Source organism: Nonomuraea sp. NPDC049709, from assembly GCF_040674815.1.
Classification (GTDB): domain Bacteria; phylum Actinomycetota; class Actinomycetes; order Streptosporangiales; family Streptosporangiaceae; genus Nonomuraea.
The window spans coordinates 17,778-34,308 of sequence record NZ_JBFANM010000070.1; the positions used below are offsets into that span (position 1 = coordinate 17,778).

Sequence of the window (16,531 nt, forward strand, 5' to 3'; positions counted from 1 at the left end):
GCTCCTCGGAGGGGGGCGGAATCTGGCCGCACCCTACGGCGGCCCCGCGCCGGCTCACCTGTGCGCATCGCCCTGACCGGCCCCCTCACTTTGTGCGGCCCGCCCTGGCCGCCCGCGGTGACACCGCACGCCCGCCTGTCCGCGGGCCGCGGGCACGGCCGGGGCGGACCGCCCTCGCGGGCGGTCCGCGATCTGGCCTGCGGGGTAATAACGGTCCCGGGGGCTTCCCGGGCCACAGTTTCACGCCGGGCGCCTTTACTTTGTAGATTCCGAATACAGCCAGTGGCGCAGCTTGGTCGTGGCCAGCTCCATGGCCGTGCGGTTGGCGTTGGTGTCGCGCAGCAGGTCCACCATGGCGAAGTCGTGCACCATCCCGGCCAGCCGCACCGCCGTCACGTCGCAGCCGGCCTCGCGCATCCGCCCGGCGAACGCCTCGCCCTCGTCGCGCAGGACGTCCGCCTCGCCGTTCACGACCAGCGCCGGCGGCAGGCCGCGCAGATCCTCGGTGCGCGCCCGCAGCGGCGAGGCGTGCGGCTCGGCCCGCTGGGCGGGGTCGGTGGTGTACTGGTCCCAGAACCATTTCATGCCGTCGCGGTTGAGGTAGTAGCCGGTGGCGAACTGCCTGTACGACTCGGTGTCGAAGTTCGCGTCCGTGACCGGGTAGAACAGCACCTGGCCGCACAGCCGCACGTCACCGTGCTCCCTGGCCATCATCGCCAGCACGATCGCCATGTTGCCGCCCACGGAGTCCCCGGCCACCGCCATCCGGGACGAGTCGAGCCCCTTCTCCGGGCCGTGCCGCATCGCCCACTGGGCGGCGGCGTAGTTCTGCTCGATCTGGGTGGGGTATCTGGCCTCGGGCGCGCGGTCGTACTCGGGGAAGACCACGGCGGCGTCGCAGCGCACGGCCAGCTCGCGCACCAGCCGGTCGTGCGTGCGGGCCGAGCCGAACACCCAGCCGGCGCCGTGGATGTAGAAGATCACCGGCAGCGTGCTGGTGGCGCCCTTGGGCTTGACGATCCGCACCGGGATCACGCCGGTCGGGCCGCCCTGCACCTGGATCCACTCCTCGTCGATCTCCGGCTTGGGCACGTCCGGGTCGGACTGGAGCTTCTCCAGCACCTCGCGGCCCTGCTCCGGCGGGAGCTCGTAGATGAAGGGAGGCTTGGCGTTGGCGTCCGCGAACTGCTGTGCCGCCTTCTCCAGCACGACGTTCCTGCTGATCATCGTGGTCATAGGTGGTCTCCCGGCGCCTATCGGTGTTTCGACATGCCGAGGTGTTTCTGCCTGGCGTTCCGTCCAGGTGACCGCCCTGATGGGTCAAATGTCAGCCAAGTTCACTGCCGTTTGAGCTCGTGCTCCAGCTCCTCCAGCTCCGCCCCGCCCGCCATGAGCGCGGTCAGCTCCTGCGGGGTGATGTCCGCCTTGGCGTATTCGCCCATGCTCGTGCCCCGGTTGAGCAACAGGAACCGGTCCCCCACCGGGTAGGCGTGGTGCGGGTTGTGGGTGATGAAGACCACGCCGAGCCCCCGGTCGCGGGCGCGGGCGATGTAGCGCAGCACCACCCCGGCCTGCTTGACGCCGAGCGCCGAGGTGGGCTCGTCGAGGATGAGGACCCGGGCGCCGAAGTGGACGGCCCGGGCGATGGCCACCGACTGCCGCTCGCCGCCGGACAGCGTGCCGACCGGCTGGTCCACGTCGCGGATGTCGATGCCCATGGCGCGCAGCTCCTCGCGGGCCACCCGCCGGGCCTTGGCCACGTCGAACGCCAGGCCCTTGCGGGGCTCGGAGCCGAGGAAGAAGTTCCGCCAGACGGACATGAGCGGGATCATCGCCAGGTCCTGGTAGACGGTGGCGATGCCGCGGTCGAGCGCGTCGCGCGGGCTGGCCAGGCGCACCTCCTGCCCGTCCACCAGGTACGAGCCCGCGTCGTGCTGGTGGATCCCCGAAAGGATCTTGATGAGCGTGGACTTGCCCGCGCCGTTGTCGCCGAGCACGCAGATGACCTGCCCGGCCGCCACGCCCATCGACACGTCGCGCAGCGCCAGCACCGAGCCGAACGCCTTGCCGATGCCCCTGGTCTCCAGGATCAATGCTTCACCTCCTCCGCGTACCGCCTGACCAGGCGGTTGGCCAGCGTCGCCAGCAGCAGCATCGCACCGAGGAAGAACTTGAACCAGTCGGCGTCCCAGCCCAGGAAGACGATGCCCTTGTCGGCCATGCCGAAGATCACCGCGCCGATGGCGGCCCCGATGGCGGAGCCGTACCCGCCGGTGAGCAGGCAGCCGCCGATCACGGCGGCGATGATGTAGATGAACTCCTGCCCGATGCCGATGTTGGCCTGCACGGACGTGTAGCGCAGCGCCAGGATCGAGCCGACCAGCCAGGCGGCGAACGCGGTCGTCATGAACAGCGCGATCTTCGTACGGGCGGCGGGCACGCCCACCGCGCGGGCGGCCTGCTCGTTGCCGCCCACCGCGAAGATCCAGTTGCCGACCCGGGAACGCATCAGCACCCACGTGGCCACCACCGTCACCAGGATCCACCACAGGATGGCCACCCGGAACGAGGTGCCGCCGATGTCGATGGTCCCGGCGAAGATCGCGTTCGCGCCCTCGAACCCCTCGGCCCGGCGCAGCCCGCTGACCTGCACGGTCCCGGTGAGGGCCTTCGTCACCCCGAGGTTGACGCCCTGCAGCATGAGGAACGTGCCCAGCGTCACGATGAAGCTGGGCAGCCGCGTCCTGGTGACGACCATCCCGTTGGCGAACCCGACGGCCAGCGCGACCACCAGCCCGGCGAGCATCGCCAGCCACACGTTGAACCCGAAGCGGGTGGCCAGCGTGACCAGGATCAGCCCGCTGGTGCCGGTCAGCACGCCCGCCGACAGGTCGAACTCCCCGCCGATCATCAGCAGCGCCACCGCGACCGCCATGATGCCGAGCGTGGCGGCCGGGTCGAGCCAGTTGGCGATGCCGTCCGGCGACCGGAACACCGGCGACTGGGAAGCGAAGAAGACGAACACCACGACGAGCCCGACCACCGCCCCGAGCTCGGGCCGGATGAGCAGGCGGCGGGCCAGGCCGACGTGGCCGACCCGCTCGTCCGCCGCAATGGTCATCGCGTCCCCGCCTCGGCCAGCTTGGCGACCTGGTCGGCGGTGTCCTTGGTGACGAACCCGGGCCCGGTGTTGACCGGCAGGCCGCCGCCGACGGTGTTGAGGTTGGCCTTGTACAGGTTGAGGAACGTGATCGGCAGGTAGCCCTGCAGGTACTGCTGCTGGTCCACGGCGAACAGGACCTCGCCGTCCTTGATCGCGGTCACCACGTCGGCCGACAGGTCGAACGTGGCCAGCTTCGCCTGCGACCCCGCGTCCTTGATCGCGTCCCTGGCGGCGACCGCGACGGCCGGGTTGAGCGACAGCACGCCGTTGACCTGCTGGTCGGACTGCAGCTTGGCGGCGACCTTGGAGGTGACGTCGGCCAGGTTGCTCACGTCCACCTGCAGCCGCTCGACCGTGCCGCCCAGCGTCTCCTCGGCGCCCTTGCAGCGCTGGTCGAGCCCGACGTTTCCGGCCTCGTGGATCACGCACAGCAGCTTGGTGACGCCGGCGGCCTTGAGCTGCTCCCCCGCCCCGCGCCCGGCCACGTCCTCGGACTGGCCGACGTGGGTGATCGCGCCGAACGCCTTGGAGGAGTCGGCGCCCGAGTTGATCGTCACGACGGGGATCTTCGCCGCGACGGCCTTGCCGATGGCCTCCTTCAGCGCGTCGGGGTTGGCCATGGAGACCACGATGCCGTCGACCTTCTCCGAGATGGCCTGGTCGATGAGCTGCGACTGCTTGGCCGGGTCGCCGTCGCCCTGGTAGGTGACCTGCGCGCCGTACTGCTTGCCCGCGGCCTCCGCGCCGTTCTTGACCACGTCCCAGAAGGAGTCACCGGGCGCTCCATGGGTGATGACGGCGAACTTGCCGCCGCTCCCGCTCCCGGCCGGGGCGGGCGCGGAGGAGGCCGGCGGGGCGCTCTGCGCGGTCTGACCTCCCGAGGAGGAACAGCCGGTGACGGCCAGCGCACCCAGCAGTGCCAGCACGATCGGGGTTCGTCTCATAGGACACCTCCAAGACCAACGGGCTAGCCCTGGTTCTACCCCAATGTCATCTGTTTGTATAGACATGCGGACTTATGCCCGGCACGTTCACCCGTAGTTCAGAGTGATCAACGATCATGAGGAGATGCCTGTGCGTGCCTTCTTATCCACGATCCTCCTGCTTGTCACCCCCCTTCCGCTCGCCGCCGTGCCCGCGGCCGCCTCCGGGGTCGCCACCGTCACCGCGACCGCCGAGACGCCGTCGCTGTACGACGACGAGGCGGGCGGCTTCGCCAACGGCGACGACCCGGCGATCTGGGTGCACCCCACCCGTCCGGGCAGGAGCGTCGTGGTCACCACCGCCAAGGAGGGCGGCCTGTACGCGTACGCGCTGACCGGCGCCCAGCTCCAGCACGTACCCGCCCAGCCGCCGCCCGGCCCCGACCACGAGCCGGGACGGCTCAACAACGTCGACCTCGTCCACGGCTTCCGCCTGTCCACCGGCGCCACGGTGGACCTCGCGGTGGCCTCCGACCGGGGCCGCGACCAGCTGCGCGTCTACGCCATCGACCCGGCCGCGGCCGCCGCCGGCCGGCCGCCGCTGACCGACATCACCGACCCGTCCGTGCCGTTCGTCTTCAACACCACCCAGGAGGAGGTGGACGAGGCGGAGACCGCGTACGGGCTGGCCGTCAGCGGCACCCGCGTGGTCGTCAGCCGCCGCCACCAGACCAGGCTCGGCCTCCTCCAGCTCACCGCCGCCCCCGGCGGCAAGGTCACCTACCACTCCGTCCGCACGCTCGACCTGCCCGCCACCTTCCCCCTGCCCGACGGCACCACCTGGGTCCCGTGCGGCGAACCGGGCGAGCTGGCGCAGGTCGAGGGCATGGTCGTGGACCGCGCCCACGGGGTGCTGTACGCGGCGCAGGAGGACGTCGGCATCTGGCGCCTGCGCGCGGACCTGACCGGCCGTCCGGTGCTGATGGACAAGGTCAGGGAGTACGGCCGCCAGGACACCTTCGACCCGGAGACCGAGGAGTGCGTCCCCGGCCAGGACCGCGGCTACGGCGGCGACCACCTGTCGGCCGACGCCGAGGGCCTGACGATCTTCGAGGACGGGGACGACGGGGAAGGCTACCTGCTGGCCTCCAGCCAGGGCGACGACACCTTCGCCGTCTACGACCGCGAGGACAACGACCACCTGGCCCAGTTCCGCGTGGCCGCCGGCACCCGCACGGACGGCGCCGAGGTCAGCGACGGGGCCATGGTCACCAGCGCCTCGCTCGGCAGCGCGTTCCCGGAGGGACTGCTGGTGGTGCACGACGGCGCCGACACGCCGGGGGACGGCGACCGCGAGGTCACGAACTTCAAGTTCGTCGACTGGCGGAAGGTCGACAAGGCGATCGACTAGGGCCGTCAAGCCCTACGTTCACCGCCCGCCTAGGGCTTGACCTGCGCATTCACGAACAGACGCGAGACACGTGCAGCGGGAATGAGAACATGTCGCCTTGATGACGCGTGACATCTTTTCACACCGTTACACCTCGCTTGACCTGCGGATATTCAGCGGCCCGACCCAAGCGAACCCCTCTCAAAAGGGAGGGGAGACCGAAGGGAGACCGCGAGTCCCGGACTGGCCAGCCGACCGGCACATTCGGCCGGCAGGCCAGTCCGGAACAGGCCGCTTCACGGCGCCCCGCCCCGGTTGACCCCCCGGGGCACCATGGCCGCACTGGCTTCGGCCGCCGCCCGCGCCACCTCCGGCAGAACCGCCGTATAAAGATCCGCGGTAATCGACAAGCTCGCGTGCCGCAGCCTTGGCGACCAGGTCGGCGGGCCGTTCGGCATCGATGTCGGCGCCGGCGAGCACGGCCACGCCATGGGCGGCCACCATCGTCTTGGCCGCCGTCTTGTGCATCGCCAGCGCGCTGGCCAGCACGCCGGACCCGGTGTAGGGGATGCCGAGGTGCTCCAGCAGCCCCTGCAGCTTGCCGTCCTCGGCGTACTGGCCGGCGATGGCGAGCAGGGCCACATCGATCTCGCTCAGCTGGTCGAGCAGGCCGGGCTGGGCAGTGTCGATCAGGACGGCGGACAGACCGAGGCGCTGCAGCGCGGCGAGCGCGGTGTTACCGGACAGCAGCGCGCGGGCGCGCTCGCGGGAGCGGCCGCCAGTCAGTACGCCGGTCCGGCCCCGGCCGGGCAGCGGGAGCTGGTGGGCGTCGATGAGCAGCGGGTTGTTGATCAGGGACACGAGAGCCTCCGAAGATCGGGGGGCGGTACGGTCGCCTGCCAGCAGACCCTGGACGCGGCCCCTGAGGTCAGGTGAACACGGGCTCATTCACGCTTCACTCACGCATGCGCGCCTCGCCGGGGAAGATAAGGGACATGGAGGTCAGCCCCGTTCAGGAACGGCGCTCGTTCGGCGACGCTCTGGCGCTCTGGCGCAGCCGCCGCGGGATGACGAAGAAGGCTCTCGCCGAGGCGATGGGCTACGACCCGTCCTATATCAGCCACATCGAGTCCGGCCGGTACCCGGCCGGCGACGACTTCGCCCACCGGGCGGAGGCGACTCTGTCGGCTGGGGGCGAGCTGTGAGAATCCTGGCAGGACTGCCAGACCGGCCGACCCCGTTCAGGAGGTGATCGTACGAAACGCCGTGACGCGCTGCGGCTGGGCGCCACCGCCCTGGTTGCCGGCGGGTTGCTGCCCCGCGCTGAGGCTGAGGCGTGGGAGCTGACCCGCCGAAGCGAACAAACCGATCTCGGCAAGGCCAGTGTGGCGCAGGTGCGCCAGGCCATCAGCGGATACGGGCGGAACTACGCGCGCTACAGCGCCGGTGAGCTATGGCGGCAAGCCCGTCCCGATCGCTTGCACGTGGCACAGATGCTCGATCTGCGCATGACGCTGCGCCAGCGCCGGGAGCTGTACGTCGCCGCCGCGTGGCTGTCCCTGGTGCTCGCCTGGGCCTTACATGATCAGGGGGAGGTGCGGGCGGCGCTCGCCTACGCGGCCGATGCCCGTCACCACGCGGATCAGGCCGATCACGCTGAGGCTGTGGCGTGGGGCTGGGATGTGGAAGCCACGACGTGGCTGTACGACGACCAGCCGGAGCACGCGTTGCGCGCCGCGCAGCAGGGCCTTGGCGTGGCACCGACCGGCAGCGCCGCCCAGGTGCGGCTGACCGGCCAGCTGGCCCGTGCCCATGCCAGGCTGGGCCATCGTGCTCCCGCCGACGACGCTCTTGTACGGCTGCGCCGCCAGGCCGAACGGTACCCGCCGCACGCCGCCGGATTGTTCACGGCGGACGCGGTACGCGCGATGTCCACCGTGGCGACCTCCAGCTTGTGGCTGGGCCACAACCAGCAGGTGCAGACGTTCGCGGCCGAGGCGATGGAGATCTACGAGCACGATCCCCTGGCTTCCCCGACCCGGCGAGCCATTACGGCGATGGACCTCGGCATCGCCTGCGCCCGGGTGGGCGATCCCGAGCAGGCCGTCGCCCATGGGCTCGTGGCGCTCACCTCGCCCCGGCCTGCCGTGGCCATCGCGACCCGCAGCAGGGCTCTGTGCTCCACCCTCGAACGCGCCTACCCCAACGCCGCGGTGATTGCGCCGCTACGGCAGAGCATGGCGGAGTCGAGGCGCACGTGACAGCACCGAGACCTCCACGGCACATCCAGCAGCGCCCCCCGGGAGGATGACCGTGCTCAATCAGTCGGCCCCGCTCCGCTCGGCCGCCCCCGGTCGAAACCGCTAGGGATGGCCGGTGCGGGTTCATGCCACGGTGTCGCGCTGCGCGACCACGTGCGCGGGATCAAGATCGGTTCGCGGCCGAAGGTAACGGCACTGGTGCCGAGGTCTCCCTGCGTCGGTAGCCGTGTCTACCAGGACTTCCACGACCAGATCGGGTTGGACCTGTGTGTAGGCGATGGGGTCGCGCTGGCCGTACGGTTCCCCGTCAAGTCTGCGTGTTGAACTTCTTGAGCTGTCTCGACGACGCCCTTATGCCCAACGGTGTAGTCCGCAGCACCGGCCGACTACGGATGCGGAACCGGTCTCTCAGCGTCACGGAATAGGAGCCTCACCAAAGGCGCCGGCGGCGAGGTGGTCGTGCAAGGCCGCGTGGCGGAACTGATAGACCGGCCCGACCGTGCGCAGCAGCCCGAGCCGGTGGGCGTCATCGAGAAAGTCCATGAGCCGCAAGGGGAGCCGTCGTGTGAGGGCCAGCCGGGGGATCGCGATGATGCATGCGAGCCAGGCATGGTGGTTCCCGCCCACGAGCCCGGCCACGAGCCCGGCCACGGGCCCGCCCGGGAGCCCGGCCCCGAGCCCGTCCAAAAAGTCGAACACGAGCCCGGCCACGAGCCCGAACGCCAGCCCGGCCACGAGCATTCGAAGGAGGGTGAGCGCTCTGTCGGATCGCCAGGTGGAGTGGGGGGTGCTGGTTGAGGTGAGGGTGGGCTGTTCTGCCCACTTGATCAGCCCGGCCACGATCCCGCCCACGAACCCGATCACGGACCCGCCCATGGACCCGAACACGAGCCCGCTCACGAGCCCGGCCAGGAGCCCGTCCACGAGCCCGTCCACGAGCCTGACCACGGGCCCGATCATGAGCACGCCCGCGAGCCCGACCACGAGCCCGATCATGAGCACGCCCGCGAGCCCGACCACGAGCCCGATCATGAGCACGCCCGCGAGCCCGACCACGAGCCCGATTGGGAGCCCGGTTACGAGCCCGGTTATGAGTCCGCTCTTAATGGTGTGGAGAAGGGGGAGTCGTCCACGGAAGCTGGCGTAGCCGGGTGTTTCGTCGACCCATGACCTGCCCCTGAGCCCGAACACGAGCCCGCCCGCGAGCCCGCCCGCGAGCCCGCCCCTGAGCCCGAACACGAGCCCGCCCGCGAGCCCGCCCACGAGCCCGACCATGAGCCAGGTCAGGCGCCTGCTGTGAGATGTGGTGAATGCGATCCGCCACCAGGTGATGTCGCGGGTGGTGTCCGGAGGAAAGGCGTGGGCGAGATACGTCAGGTAACGGCGGGTGGCGTCCGGATCGAGGCGACGCCGGGGCCGGAAGTGGTCGGCGGGGTCACTGCTGGGCGGGCGAGCGCCGATGACGGCAGGGATGATCCGATCCAGCAGATGAGAGCGCAGGGCTGCGGAGTCACCGGCCAGAGGGTCGGCCAGCGGGGTGGGATCGGTTCCGGGGGCGACATAGACGGTGCGGACCAGCCACAACCCGAGCGGGGTGGCGGCCAACTGGGTTAACGCGGGAATGGCGCCGGATCGTAGTTCGGTCAGTACCTTGTGCCAGGCATCGGAGGGGGAGTCTGCGAGGCAAGCTGTCAGGTAGTTGGCGGCGGCTTGCGGGGTGATGGGTTTGGGGACGATGACCGCGGCGGCGTTCAGGGGGCGGCCGGTGCCGTGGATGGCGGTGGTGAACTCGGCGCGGCGGCTGGTGAGGATGAGCTGGTCGCGGGCGGTCAAGGAGGCGTTGAGCGCGGCGATCACGGTGGCGCGGGCGGGGGCGGGGATCTCGTCGAGACCGTCCAGGACGGGCAGGATGTGTCCGCCTTCGGCCAGGGCAGCGGCGGCGCCCTGGCCGAGCTGGGGGGCTTTCAGCGCCGGGTAGTCCTGTTCCAGGCGGTCGGCCAGCCACTTGTGCAGCGTGTCGTGGGTGCCGGTGTCCCAGCCGGAGACCGGTAGCAGCACCGGCACCGGCACGATCTCCCCTTCGCGAGCACCGGCCTGGTCGGTCTGGCGGGTGGCCAGCAACTGCAGCAGCAGCTGGACCGCCAGCGTGGTCTTGCCCATGCCCGCTCCGCCGGTGATGACCAGCCGCCGCCGTTTCAGGCCGCGAAAGGACTCCGCCAAGGCCGCGATGTCGTCGCTGCGGCCGGTGAAGGTCAGTTCAGCTTGGGCGGTGATCAGGCGGGGCTGGCTCATCACCGTCTCGTCGGCGATGAGCTTCCAGTGGACTGGGATCGGTTCGGGGTCGTCCAGCAGCCGGTGGCGGGCTTCGGTGCGCCACTGCTGCTCCACCAGTCCGGCCAGCACGTGCGCGGCGGTGTCCACGACGCTGCGCGCCTCGGTCCCGGTGTCGGCGCGCGCGGTTGCGGAGCGGCGGGCCCAAACCGCCACCCCGGCCGCCGCCACGATGAGGGCGGTCATCAAGGAGGTGAGCTCGGCGCGGTTGATCTTGTCGTCCGGATCAAAGACGGGCCAGACCACAGCCACCACCGCGCCAGCCGCCAGGAAGGCCAGCACGGCGAGGAGGACCCGCCAGCCGATCTTGCGTCTGTTCACGCCGCTATCGTCACCTTTAGTAGGCGATCCGGCAGCGGTTGCATGCGAATCGTGATCAGAAGGTCGTTGTCGTCAGAGACTGCCGCCCCGGTTTGACGGCTCTCAGCTTCGACGGCGCAGCGGGGTGATGTTCGGTTCAGGCAGCTCCAGCTGCTTGCGCAGTTCCTGGTTCTCCAGGGTGAGCTGGTGAACGGCCCGGACCAGCGCGGGAACGTCTTCCCTGATCTGGGCGAGTTCCTTGTTCTTGTTCGCGATCGTCTTCTTCAGCTTCTTGATCGTCTCCCGCAGGCGCACTTCGACGTCGGGGGTGGCTCCGCGCGCTTTGACGCGCTCATAGAACTCGTTGCGCAGGTCGCTGTGGCGCTGCGTGAGCGTGTTGCGGGGGACGTCGGCTTCCTGGGCCAGAGTTGGCCAGGTCGGCGTGGCCGCCGAACATCGTTGCGGCCTGGCGGCCCGCGGCCTGGTTCCCGGTGACGTAGGGCCGTAGCTCTTGTTCGTAGGCGGTGAAGGCGGCCAGGTGGTCTCCGTCCGCCGAGGCCAATTCTCGGGCGAGGGTTCGGGCGCCGATCAGCGCTTGTGAGGTGCCCATGCCGCTGGTCGGGGCGGCGCAGTAGCCTGCGTCGCCGACCAGGGCGATCCGGCCGCACGACCAGTGGTCCAGGTGGACCTGGCAGGTCGAGGAGAAGTAGAAGTCGTCCGCTTCGCTCATCGCCTCCAGCAGCCGGGGGGCCTCCCCGCCGAAGCCAGCGAAAGCCGCACGCACTGCGTTCTCCTGCTCGTCTCGGCTGCGTCGGTCCAGTGCGGGTGAGGCGGTGGCGAAGGAGAAGCTGACGGTAAGGCGGTCCGGTGCGCCGGAGCTGAACAGATAGAGCGCCGCGCCGGAGCCTTGCTGCAGCAGGCCGCTACGCTCCAGACCGAGGTGGTTGGGGGCGCTGAAGCCGGCTCCGGACAGGCCCAGGTGGCGCAACGCATCGGCGTGCGGGCCGAAGGCCAGTTGCCGCACCTTGGAATAGACGCCATCGGCTCCGATCACCAAGTCGAACCCGCGGGCGGTGCCGCGCTCGAACTCGACCGCGACGCCCGGCTCGTGCTGGGTCAGCGCGCTGATCGAATCGTCGAACACGTAGGTCACGTCGTCGGCGGTGATGCGGTGAAGGATCCGGGTCAGTTCCTGCTTCGGCACCTCCAGTTCGCCGGCGAACACCTCGGCGGGCAGCCGTCCGGTCTCCACGCCCTTGTCGTCCAGCAAGGTGATGCCGCGCATCTTGGTGTCGTGCCCGCGCATCTCGGCGAGGACGCCCAGTTCCTCCAGCACGTCGAACGCCTCGCCGCGGAAGTCCACCGCGTAGCCGCTGTCGCGCAACTCGGGCGCGCGCTCGACCACGCTCACCTCGTACCCGTCGCGGTTCAGGAAGAAGGCGAGGGCGGGGCCGGCCACGCTCGCGCCGGAGATCAGCACTTTCGTCTTGGTCATGGGGCATGACAGTAAGCCGATTTGCCCATTTGGTCAATCCATTTGGATAGACCGGATGGGCAATTTATCGGCTATGCTGCACTGCATGGGAAACCGAGAGGATCTGCTGGCCGGAGCCAAGCGGTGCTTGATCGAGCGAGGCTGGGCTCGCACGACCGTCCGGGACATCGCCTCGGCCGCCGGAGTCAGCCATGCCGCCATCGGCTACCACTTCGGCTCCAAGGACGCGCTGCTCACCCAGGCCCTGGTGGAGGCGGTCGACGAACTCAGCGACGAACTCGCCCGCCGCACCCCCTCGGACGAGCCGGACCAGCGCTGGCAGGCCCTGATCGACAGCTTCACCACCCATCGGGCGTTGTGGGTGGCGCAGCTGGAGGCCGCGGTGCAGGCGGAGCGGTCGCCAGAGGTACGCGAACACCTCGCCAGAGGGCAGCGCGAGGGACGGGAGGGACTCGGCGGCTCAGTACCGCTCGCCCTGCTGACCGGCCTGATGATGCAGTGGCTGCTGGACCCGGATCACGCGCCCACCGGCACGGACGTGATCAAGCAACTCCGATCGCTCGCCGCCCAACTCTGACATCACCGACTCGTGGCAAGCCGGATGCTGATCAGCTCGGCCCCCGATTCCCAAGGTGCCCCCCGGCCCCGAAGCGGTCGTGTTCGCGCCGCGGCACCTACACGAGGATGTCGGGATTAGAAGATTTAACGACACCCTCTGATTGGGCCCGCAAGCCCTCTCGAAAACCGGACATCGAGCGACGAACCGTGACGTCGGATGGCCGGTTCCGCACACGAATTGACGACAGGATTTTTCGACAGAAGATCGGGCTCCAACCCTTCCCGAGGAGAGCCCCGGCCCTCCTGCTCGAAGAACTTCAGCATCAGGCCGAACCCCAGACGGGTCGCCCCCCGTCTTGTTCCCCACCAGCTCCCAGTCGCCGTCCAGCAGCGTCCACGCCGCGATCGGCTCTTCCGGCTCCCACTCCCGACGCACCCGAACCCGCCCTCCACCCGACCGTCTCCGACACGAACACGATCAAGCAGAAACCCCACCCAACCAGCCACATGTTCGGGAGCGGAGGGTCTACTTCCCGAGATCGACGTCGCACAGGCCGTGGTCAACGCTCTGGAACCCCTCGACCCGGCCGCCCGCCGCCGCGTGCTCACCTGGCTCGCCGCCCGGTACAACGTGGACCTGTCCGACGTCGACCTGGCGATGGCCGTCGAGGCAGCCCAGGCGGCGGGTCTGATGGACGACGCGTGAGGTTCCCTGCCCCGCGTTCGGCGGCAGCCCGTCTCGGCCTGGCCTGCGCCCCTGGCCTCCCACGCACCGCCGCCACGCCCCCGGCGGCACGTCACCCCTTCTGCGTGCCGCCCGGCGCAGCGCCAGCTCGGCCTTGACCCGGTTCTCCACCGTCTCCCACCACGGCAGGCGCTCTAGCTCGGCGAGCGCCTCATGCCGGCGCGCCTGAGCCTGCGCAAGCGCCGCGTACGGCTCGTCAGAGAGCGGCGCCTTCCCGGAGGCGATGTCGCATTCCCTCGGCAGCAGCTCGGCCCGTCGTACCACTTCGGCGGTGGCCGTGGCGTACGCCCGCCACGCGGCCAGGACGTCGGCGGGAAACTCAAGATCGGCCATCAGCGCCTACGCCTCCCCAGGTGGTACGGGTGTGCGTGCCGAGCCTAATGACCCCCAGACGGCCCGGAACTCCCAAAGCTCCGGGAAGCCGCCACGACTCCATATGCCGCCGGTGTTCCTGGGGAGAGGGTTACGGCTCGAACAGGGCGGGATAAGTCCGGCGCGATAACGCGATCCTTCCGTTATCGCAGCTCGCGCTGCGTGATAGGAGGCCTTATGTCAACCACCGCCCGCCGCGGCCGGCCCCGGCCCGCCCTCCTCCTCAGCGTCGCCGGCCGCCGCCGCCAGGCACAGCGTCTGCCCCCGTCCGCCGCCGCCTCCACCCGCCAGCACGGCGGCCACATCCGCTGCACTCCCTTCCTGGCCGGTGCCACCCGCACGCCGTCCAGCTCCGCATGCTCCAGCCCGGTCGCCCCGCCGAAGCCGACGTCGCCGGTGAAGGCCGCCCCGCCGAACCAGGCATCTCCGACGAAGGTCGCCGCGCCGAATCCGGCGCCGCCTCCTGTCCGACCCCGGCGCGGAAGAGGACCTGGTCGCGGCCGCCGACCAGCTGATGGCGCTGGCCGGAGGATTGCCCCTCGGCGCGGTCATCGAGATCCGCGGCGACGTCGTCAGGACCCGCCGGGTCCTCACCGGCCCGTTGTGACATTCACTCCGGTACGTAGCAGCCGACGGCTCATTCGCGCGGCGCGTGTTGCCGCAGGAATGTCCGCACCACGGCTTGTGACTGGTCCGCCCTGGGGCTGAGCCAGAAGCCCAGGTGATCCTCATTCTCCATCCAGTGATGTTGCGCGCCGGGTATCCGCTCGGCCGCGTATTCTCCATGGCCGAAGGACACATCGCCGTCCTGCCTTCCGTGGACCACCAACGTCGGAGCCGTGATCCGCTCCAGAGGCGAACCGCCGCGCCGGGCTTGCGCCGCGTCGTTGTCGGTGCCCGGCCAGCGCTCCTCGTAGGGAAATGTCGTTTCGAACATCGCCTCGAAGAGCGTCCGCACGCGTGGCGTGTTCATGATGTACGAGAGCCGCCCGGCCCGCTGTTCCTCGTTGAAGGTGCTGGTCTCGTCCAACGTCGCCGAGACCACGGTCTCGAACGAGAGCATCGCCGTCAGCCGGGTGAGCTTCTGCCCGACGGTGTTCAGGAACGTTCTCCGCAGCGACGAGCTCGGCTTACCGGGGGGCTGCTGTTTGCTCACTCCGCCGATGGAGACCATCCCCCAGATCCGATCCGGATGGCGTGCGGCGAAGGTGTAGCCCACTGGGCTCCCGGCCGAGACCGCGAGGACTCCGACCCGGTCGATGCCGAGCTCATCCAGCAGCGCGGCGAGCAGGTCGGCCTGCTCCTCGTCGGTCCGGCCGCTCTCCAAGGGCGTGCCGAGGTAACCGGGCCGCGAAGGACTCAGGATGCGGAACCCGTCCTGCTGCAGCCAGCCGGCGAACAGTCGTCCCTGGTCGGCTCCGCCGAGCCCGGCGTGAACAGACAGCAGCACCGGACCTTCCGTACCGTACAGGTCGTACTCGATCGGGCCACGCCGTGTCTGGGCCGTCCGCAGGTCGATCTGGACACTGGGGAAGAGCTCCCGGCGCGGGCCGGTGTCGATGCCGCCGTCCCAAAGAAGCAGCCCGGCGACTACCGCGGCCGGGATCCCGACCAGGACAGCGAGCACCACTCTGAAGATCTTGACGACTCTTCGCTTGCGCACCGCTGCGACACCCTTCGGTATCTGGCCTGAAGTCACGGCAGCGTCTCGATGGCGGCCTGGCGCGTTGCCTGGACGAACCTCACTGGGGTCCTCATAACCCGCAATGGTCGTCCAGCCGCTGGTGCGGGTCATCCCACAGGCGTAGTCTTCTGCCACTACCACACCGGGATCAACGACTGACCGAGCTACAACGCTGGGAGCAGCCCACCAGTACGGTGGCGAGAGCACTGACCACCCCATGACCGGCTCTGCGAATTCAACCTGTGTAGCCGCGCGCGATGAGCCTCAAGCTGCAGCGATGGCACCCGAGATGGGAGATGGCATCGGCCCGGTGATCTTCCTCTTTCGCGGTCGAATGTGAGGAACCCACTCGTCGAGTGGAGCGTCTCACCGCCTGTCACTCATGCTCGCTGACCGGGCGCCATGATCCGTCGCGGCCGGGCGGGCCGCCATACCAAACATCCCTCAGATCATCGGGAAAGACCTTCGGGGAACCCCCTCGGGTGGCGCGCCGCACTGCGTGCCTGCGGCCCGCTGGACTCACCGCAGATCTCCATCAGGGAGCCGGCGCGTGAATGCCGCTCCGCCCGGTACGGAGTGCCGGTCCGGATATTCCGCGCCCAGGGCGCTCGCTGCGCTCGCGTCCGGTGGATCGGCCTTCGGCCGACCCTGGGCGCGGCGCTCGCGCTGAATGGGGGCCTGCGACACGTGGTCACGGGGTGCCAGCTGGGGTCTGGTACGGGGTGGCTTGGGGGCTGCGCAACGTGCTCGACCACGTCGAAGGTCCCGAGATCCTGGTCGAGCACTCCTACGACGGCTTGGCCATCAGCGTGGCCGGCGCGGACGACCCCAGGTCAAGGCGCTGGTGTACGTGGCCGCCTTCCTGCCTGCCCCGGGTGAGACCGCCCTGAAGCCGACGAACAAGTACCCCGGCTCGACGCTCCCCGACGCCCTCGACCCCACCCCGTTCACCCTGCCCAGCGGCGGCAAGGGAACCGACCTCTACATCAAGGCCGACAAGTTCCGCCACCAGTTCGCCGCCGACGTGCCGGCCGGCACGGGCGCCACCCGGAGACCCATCGCCCAGTCGGCCCTTGAGGAGAAGACCGAGGTGGCCGCGTGGTGGGACAAGCCGAGCTGGGACGTCATCACGACCCAGGACCTCAACATTCCGGCCAACGTCCAGCGCTTCATGGCCAAGCGTGCCGGCGCGCACGGCACCGAGGTGCGCGCCTCCCACTCCGTGGCCGTCTCCCACCCTGGGACTGATTTGTGCGTGAGAGTTGGCCGCGGTGGTTCGTCAGCAGTGGCCGCGGTCCCGTTCCGGTGA

At 69.8% G+C, this 16,531-nt stretch carries 17 protein-coding genes; 6 read left to right on the forward strand and 11 right to left on the reverse strand.

Translation table 11 applies throughout. From position 1 onward, the window contains the following. Positions 1-255: 255 nt before the first annotated feature. The 4 genes from AB0J69_RS46740 to AB0J69_RS46755 form a co-directional block, all read right to left on the reverse strand. Positions 256-1,236, reverse strand: coding sequence for an alpha/beta hydrolase (locus tag AB0J69_RS46740; protein ID WP_364132105.1), 981 nt, complete (start codon positions 1,234-1,236; stop codon positions 256-258). A 101-nt stretch (positions 1,237-1,337) separates the two neighbouring features. Next, on the reverse strand, positions 1,338-2,093 hold the full coding sequence (locus AB0J69_RS46745) for an ATP-binding cassette domain-containing protein (RefSeq protein ID WP_364132107.1): 756 nt from the start codon (positions 2,091-2,093) through the stop codon (positions 1,338-1,340). Continuing rightward, entirely contained in the window at positions 2,090-3,121 is a 1,032-nt protein-coding gene (locus AB0J69_RS46750; RefSeq protein WP_364132108.1) for an ABC transporter permease, read from the reverse strand. Before AB0J69_RS46750 ends, AB0J69_RS46745 begins: the two co-directional genes overlap by 4 nt. Then, positions 3,118-4,107, reverse strand: coding sequence for a sugar ABC transporter substrate-binding protein (locus AB0J69_RS46755; protein ID WP_364132109.1), 990 nt, complete (start codon positions 4,105-4,107; stop codon positions 3,118-3,120). Before AB0J69_RS46755 ends, AB0J69_RS46750 begins: the two co-directional genes overlap by 4 nt. 130 nt (positions 4,108-4,237) lie before the next feature. Between AB0J69_RS46755 and AB0J69_RS46760 the strand changes: the two genes are divergently transcribed. Next, positions 4,238-5,497: a phytase gene (locus AB0J69_RS46760; protein ID WP_364132110.1), complete on the forward strand. Its 1,260-nt coding sequence runs from the start codon at positions 4,238-4,240 to the stop codon at positions 5,495-5,497. A gap of 180 nt (positions 5,498-5,677) precedes the next feature. Here the strand turns inward: AB0J69_RS46760 and AB0J69_RS46765 are convergent, their stop codons facing one another. Beyond that, on the reverse strand, positions 5,678-6,337 hold the full coding sequence (locus tag AB0J69_RS46765) for a hypothetical protein (protein WP_364132112.1): 660 nt from the start codon (positions 6,335-6,337) through the stop codon (positions 5,678-5,680). Between the two features lie 134 nt (positions 6,338-6,471). Here AB0J69_RS46765 and AB0J69_RS46770 point away from each other — a divergent pair, with 134 nt between their 5' ends. Together AB0J69_RS46770 and AB0J69_RS46775 are read left to right on the forward strand one after the other, a co-directional pair. Beyond that, on the forward strand, positions 6,472-6,681 hold the full coding sequence (locus AB0J69_RS46770) for a helix-turn-helix transcriptional regulator (protein ID WP_364132113.1): 210 nt from the start codon (positions 6,472-6,474) through the stop codon (positions 6,679-6,681). Positions 6,682-6,870: 189 nt separating this feature from the next. Then, positions 6,871-7,737, forward strand: a complete 867-nt coding sequence (locus AB0J69_RS46775) for a hypothetical protein (RefSeq protein WP_364132115.1) — start codon at positions 6,871-6,873, stop codon at positions 7,735-7,737. 414 nt (positions 7,738-8,151) lie between these two features. Here AB0J69_RS46775 and AB0J69_RS46780 read toward each other — a convergent pair whose 3' ends face one another. From AB0J69_RS46780 to AB0J69_RS46790, 3 genes are all read right to left on the reverse strand, one after another. Further along, positions 8,152-10,389, reverse strand: coding sequence for an NACHT domain-containing protein (locus tag AB0J69_RS46780; RefSeq protein ID WP_364132116.1), 2,238 nt, complete (start codon positions 10,387-10,389; stop codon positions 8,152-8,154). A 102-nt stretch (positions 10,390-10,491) separates the two neighbouring features. Further along, positions 10,492-10,683 carry a hypothetical protein gene (locus tag AB0J69_RS46785; RefSeq protein WP_364132118.1) on the reverse strand — a complete coding sequence of 64 codons (192 nt, stop codon included), beginning with the start codon at positions 10,681-10,683 and terminating at the stop codon, positions 10,492-10,494. A gap of 37 nt (positions 10,684-10,720) precedes the next feature. Next, the gene (locus tag AB0J69_RS46790) at positions 10,721-11,848 is read right to left on the reverse strand and encodes an FAD-dependent monooxygenase (protein ID WP_364132119.1); all 1,128 of its coding nucleotides are present in this window, start codon (positions 11,846-11,848) and stop codon (positions 10,721-10,723) included. A 100-nt stretch (positions 11,849-11,948) separates the two neighbouring features. Between AB0J69_RS46790 and AB0J69_RS46795 the strand changes: the two genes are divergently transcribed. Further along, on the forward strand, positions 11,949-12,440 hold the full coding sequence (locus tag AB0J69_RS46795; RefSeq protein ID WP_364132120.1) for a TetR family transcriptional regulator: 492 nt from the start codon (positions 11,949-11,951) through the stop codon (positions 12,438-12,440). A 507-nt stretch (positions 12,441-12,947) separates the two neighbouring features. Here AB0J69_RS46795 and AB0J69_RS46800 read toward each other — a convergent pair. The 3 genes from AB0J69_RS46800 to AB0J69_RS46810 all read right to left on the reverse strand — a co-directional run bounded on the left by AB0J69_RS46800 (position 12,948) and on the right by AB0J69_RS46810 (position 15,333). Next, positions 12,948-13,499 (reverse strand): hypothetical protein, encoded by a 552-nt coding sequence (locus tag AB0J69_RS46800; protein WP_364132122.1) that lies wholly within the window; start codon positions 13,497-13,499, stop codon positions 12,948-12,950. Positions 13,500-13,718: 219 nt separating this feature from the next. After that, entirely contained in the window at positions 13,719-13,841 is a 123-nt protein-coding gene (locus AB0J69_RS46805) for a hypothetical protein (protein ID WP_364132123.1), read from the reverse strand. A gap of 334 nt (positions 13,842-14,175) precedes the next feature. Next, a complete protein-coding gene (locus tag AB0J69_RS46810) occupies positions 14,176-15,333 on the reverse strand; it encodes an alpha/beta hydrolase (RefSeq protein ID WP_364132124.1) in 1,158 nt (385 codons plus the stop codon). A 587-nt stretch (positions 15,334-15,920) separates the two neighbouring features. On the opposite strand from AB0J69_RS46810, the gene AB0J69_RS46815 reads away from it, so the two are divergent. Together AB0J69_RS46815 and AB0J69_RS46820 are read left to right on the forward strand one after the other, a co-directional pair. Continuing rightward, on the forward strand, positions 15,921-16,112 hold the full coding sequence (locus tag AB0J69_RS46815) for a hypothetical protein (RefSeq protein WP_364132126.1): 192 nt from the start codon (positions 15,921-15,923) through the stop codon (positions 16,110-16,112). Continuing rightward, positions 16,073-16,531 carry a hypothetical protein gene (locus AB0J69_RS46820; RefSeq protein WP_364132127.1) on the forward strand — a complete coding sequence of 153 codons (459 nt, stop codon included), beginning with the start codon at positions 16,073-16,075 and terminating at the stop codon, positions 16,529-16,531. Before AB0J69_RS46815 ends, AB0J69_RS46820 begins: the two co-directional genes overlap by 40 nt.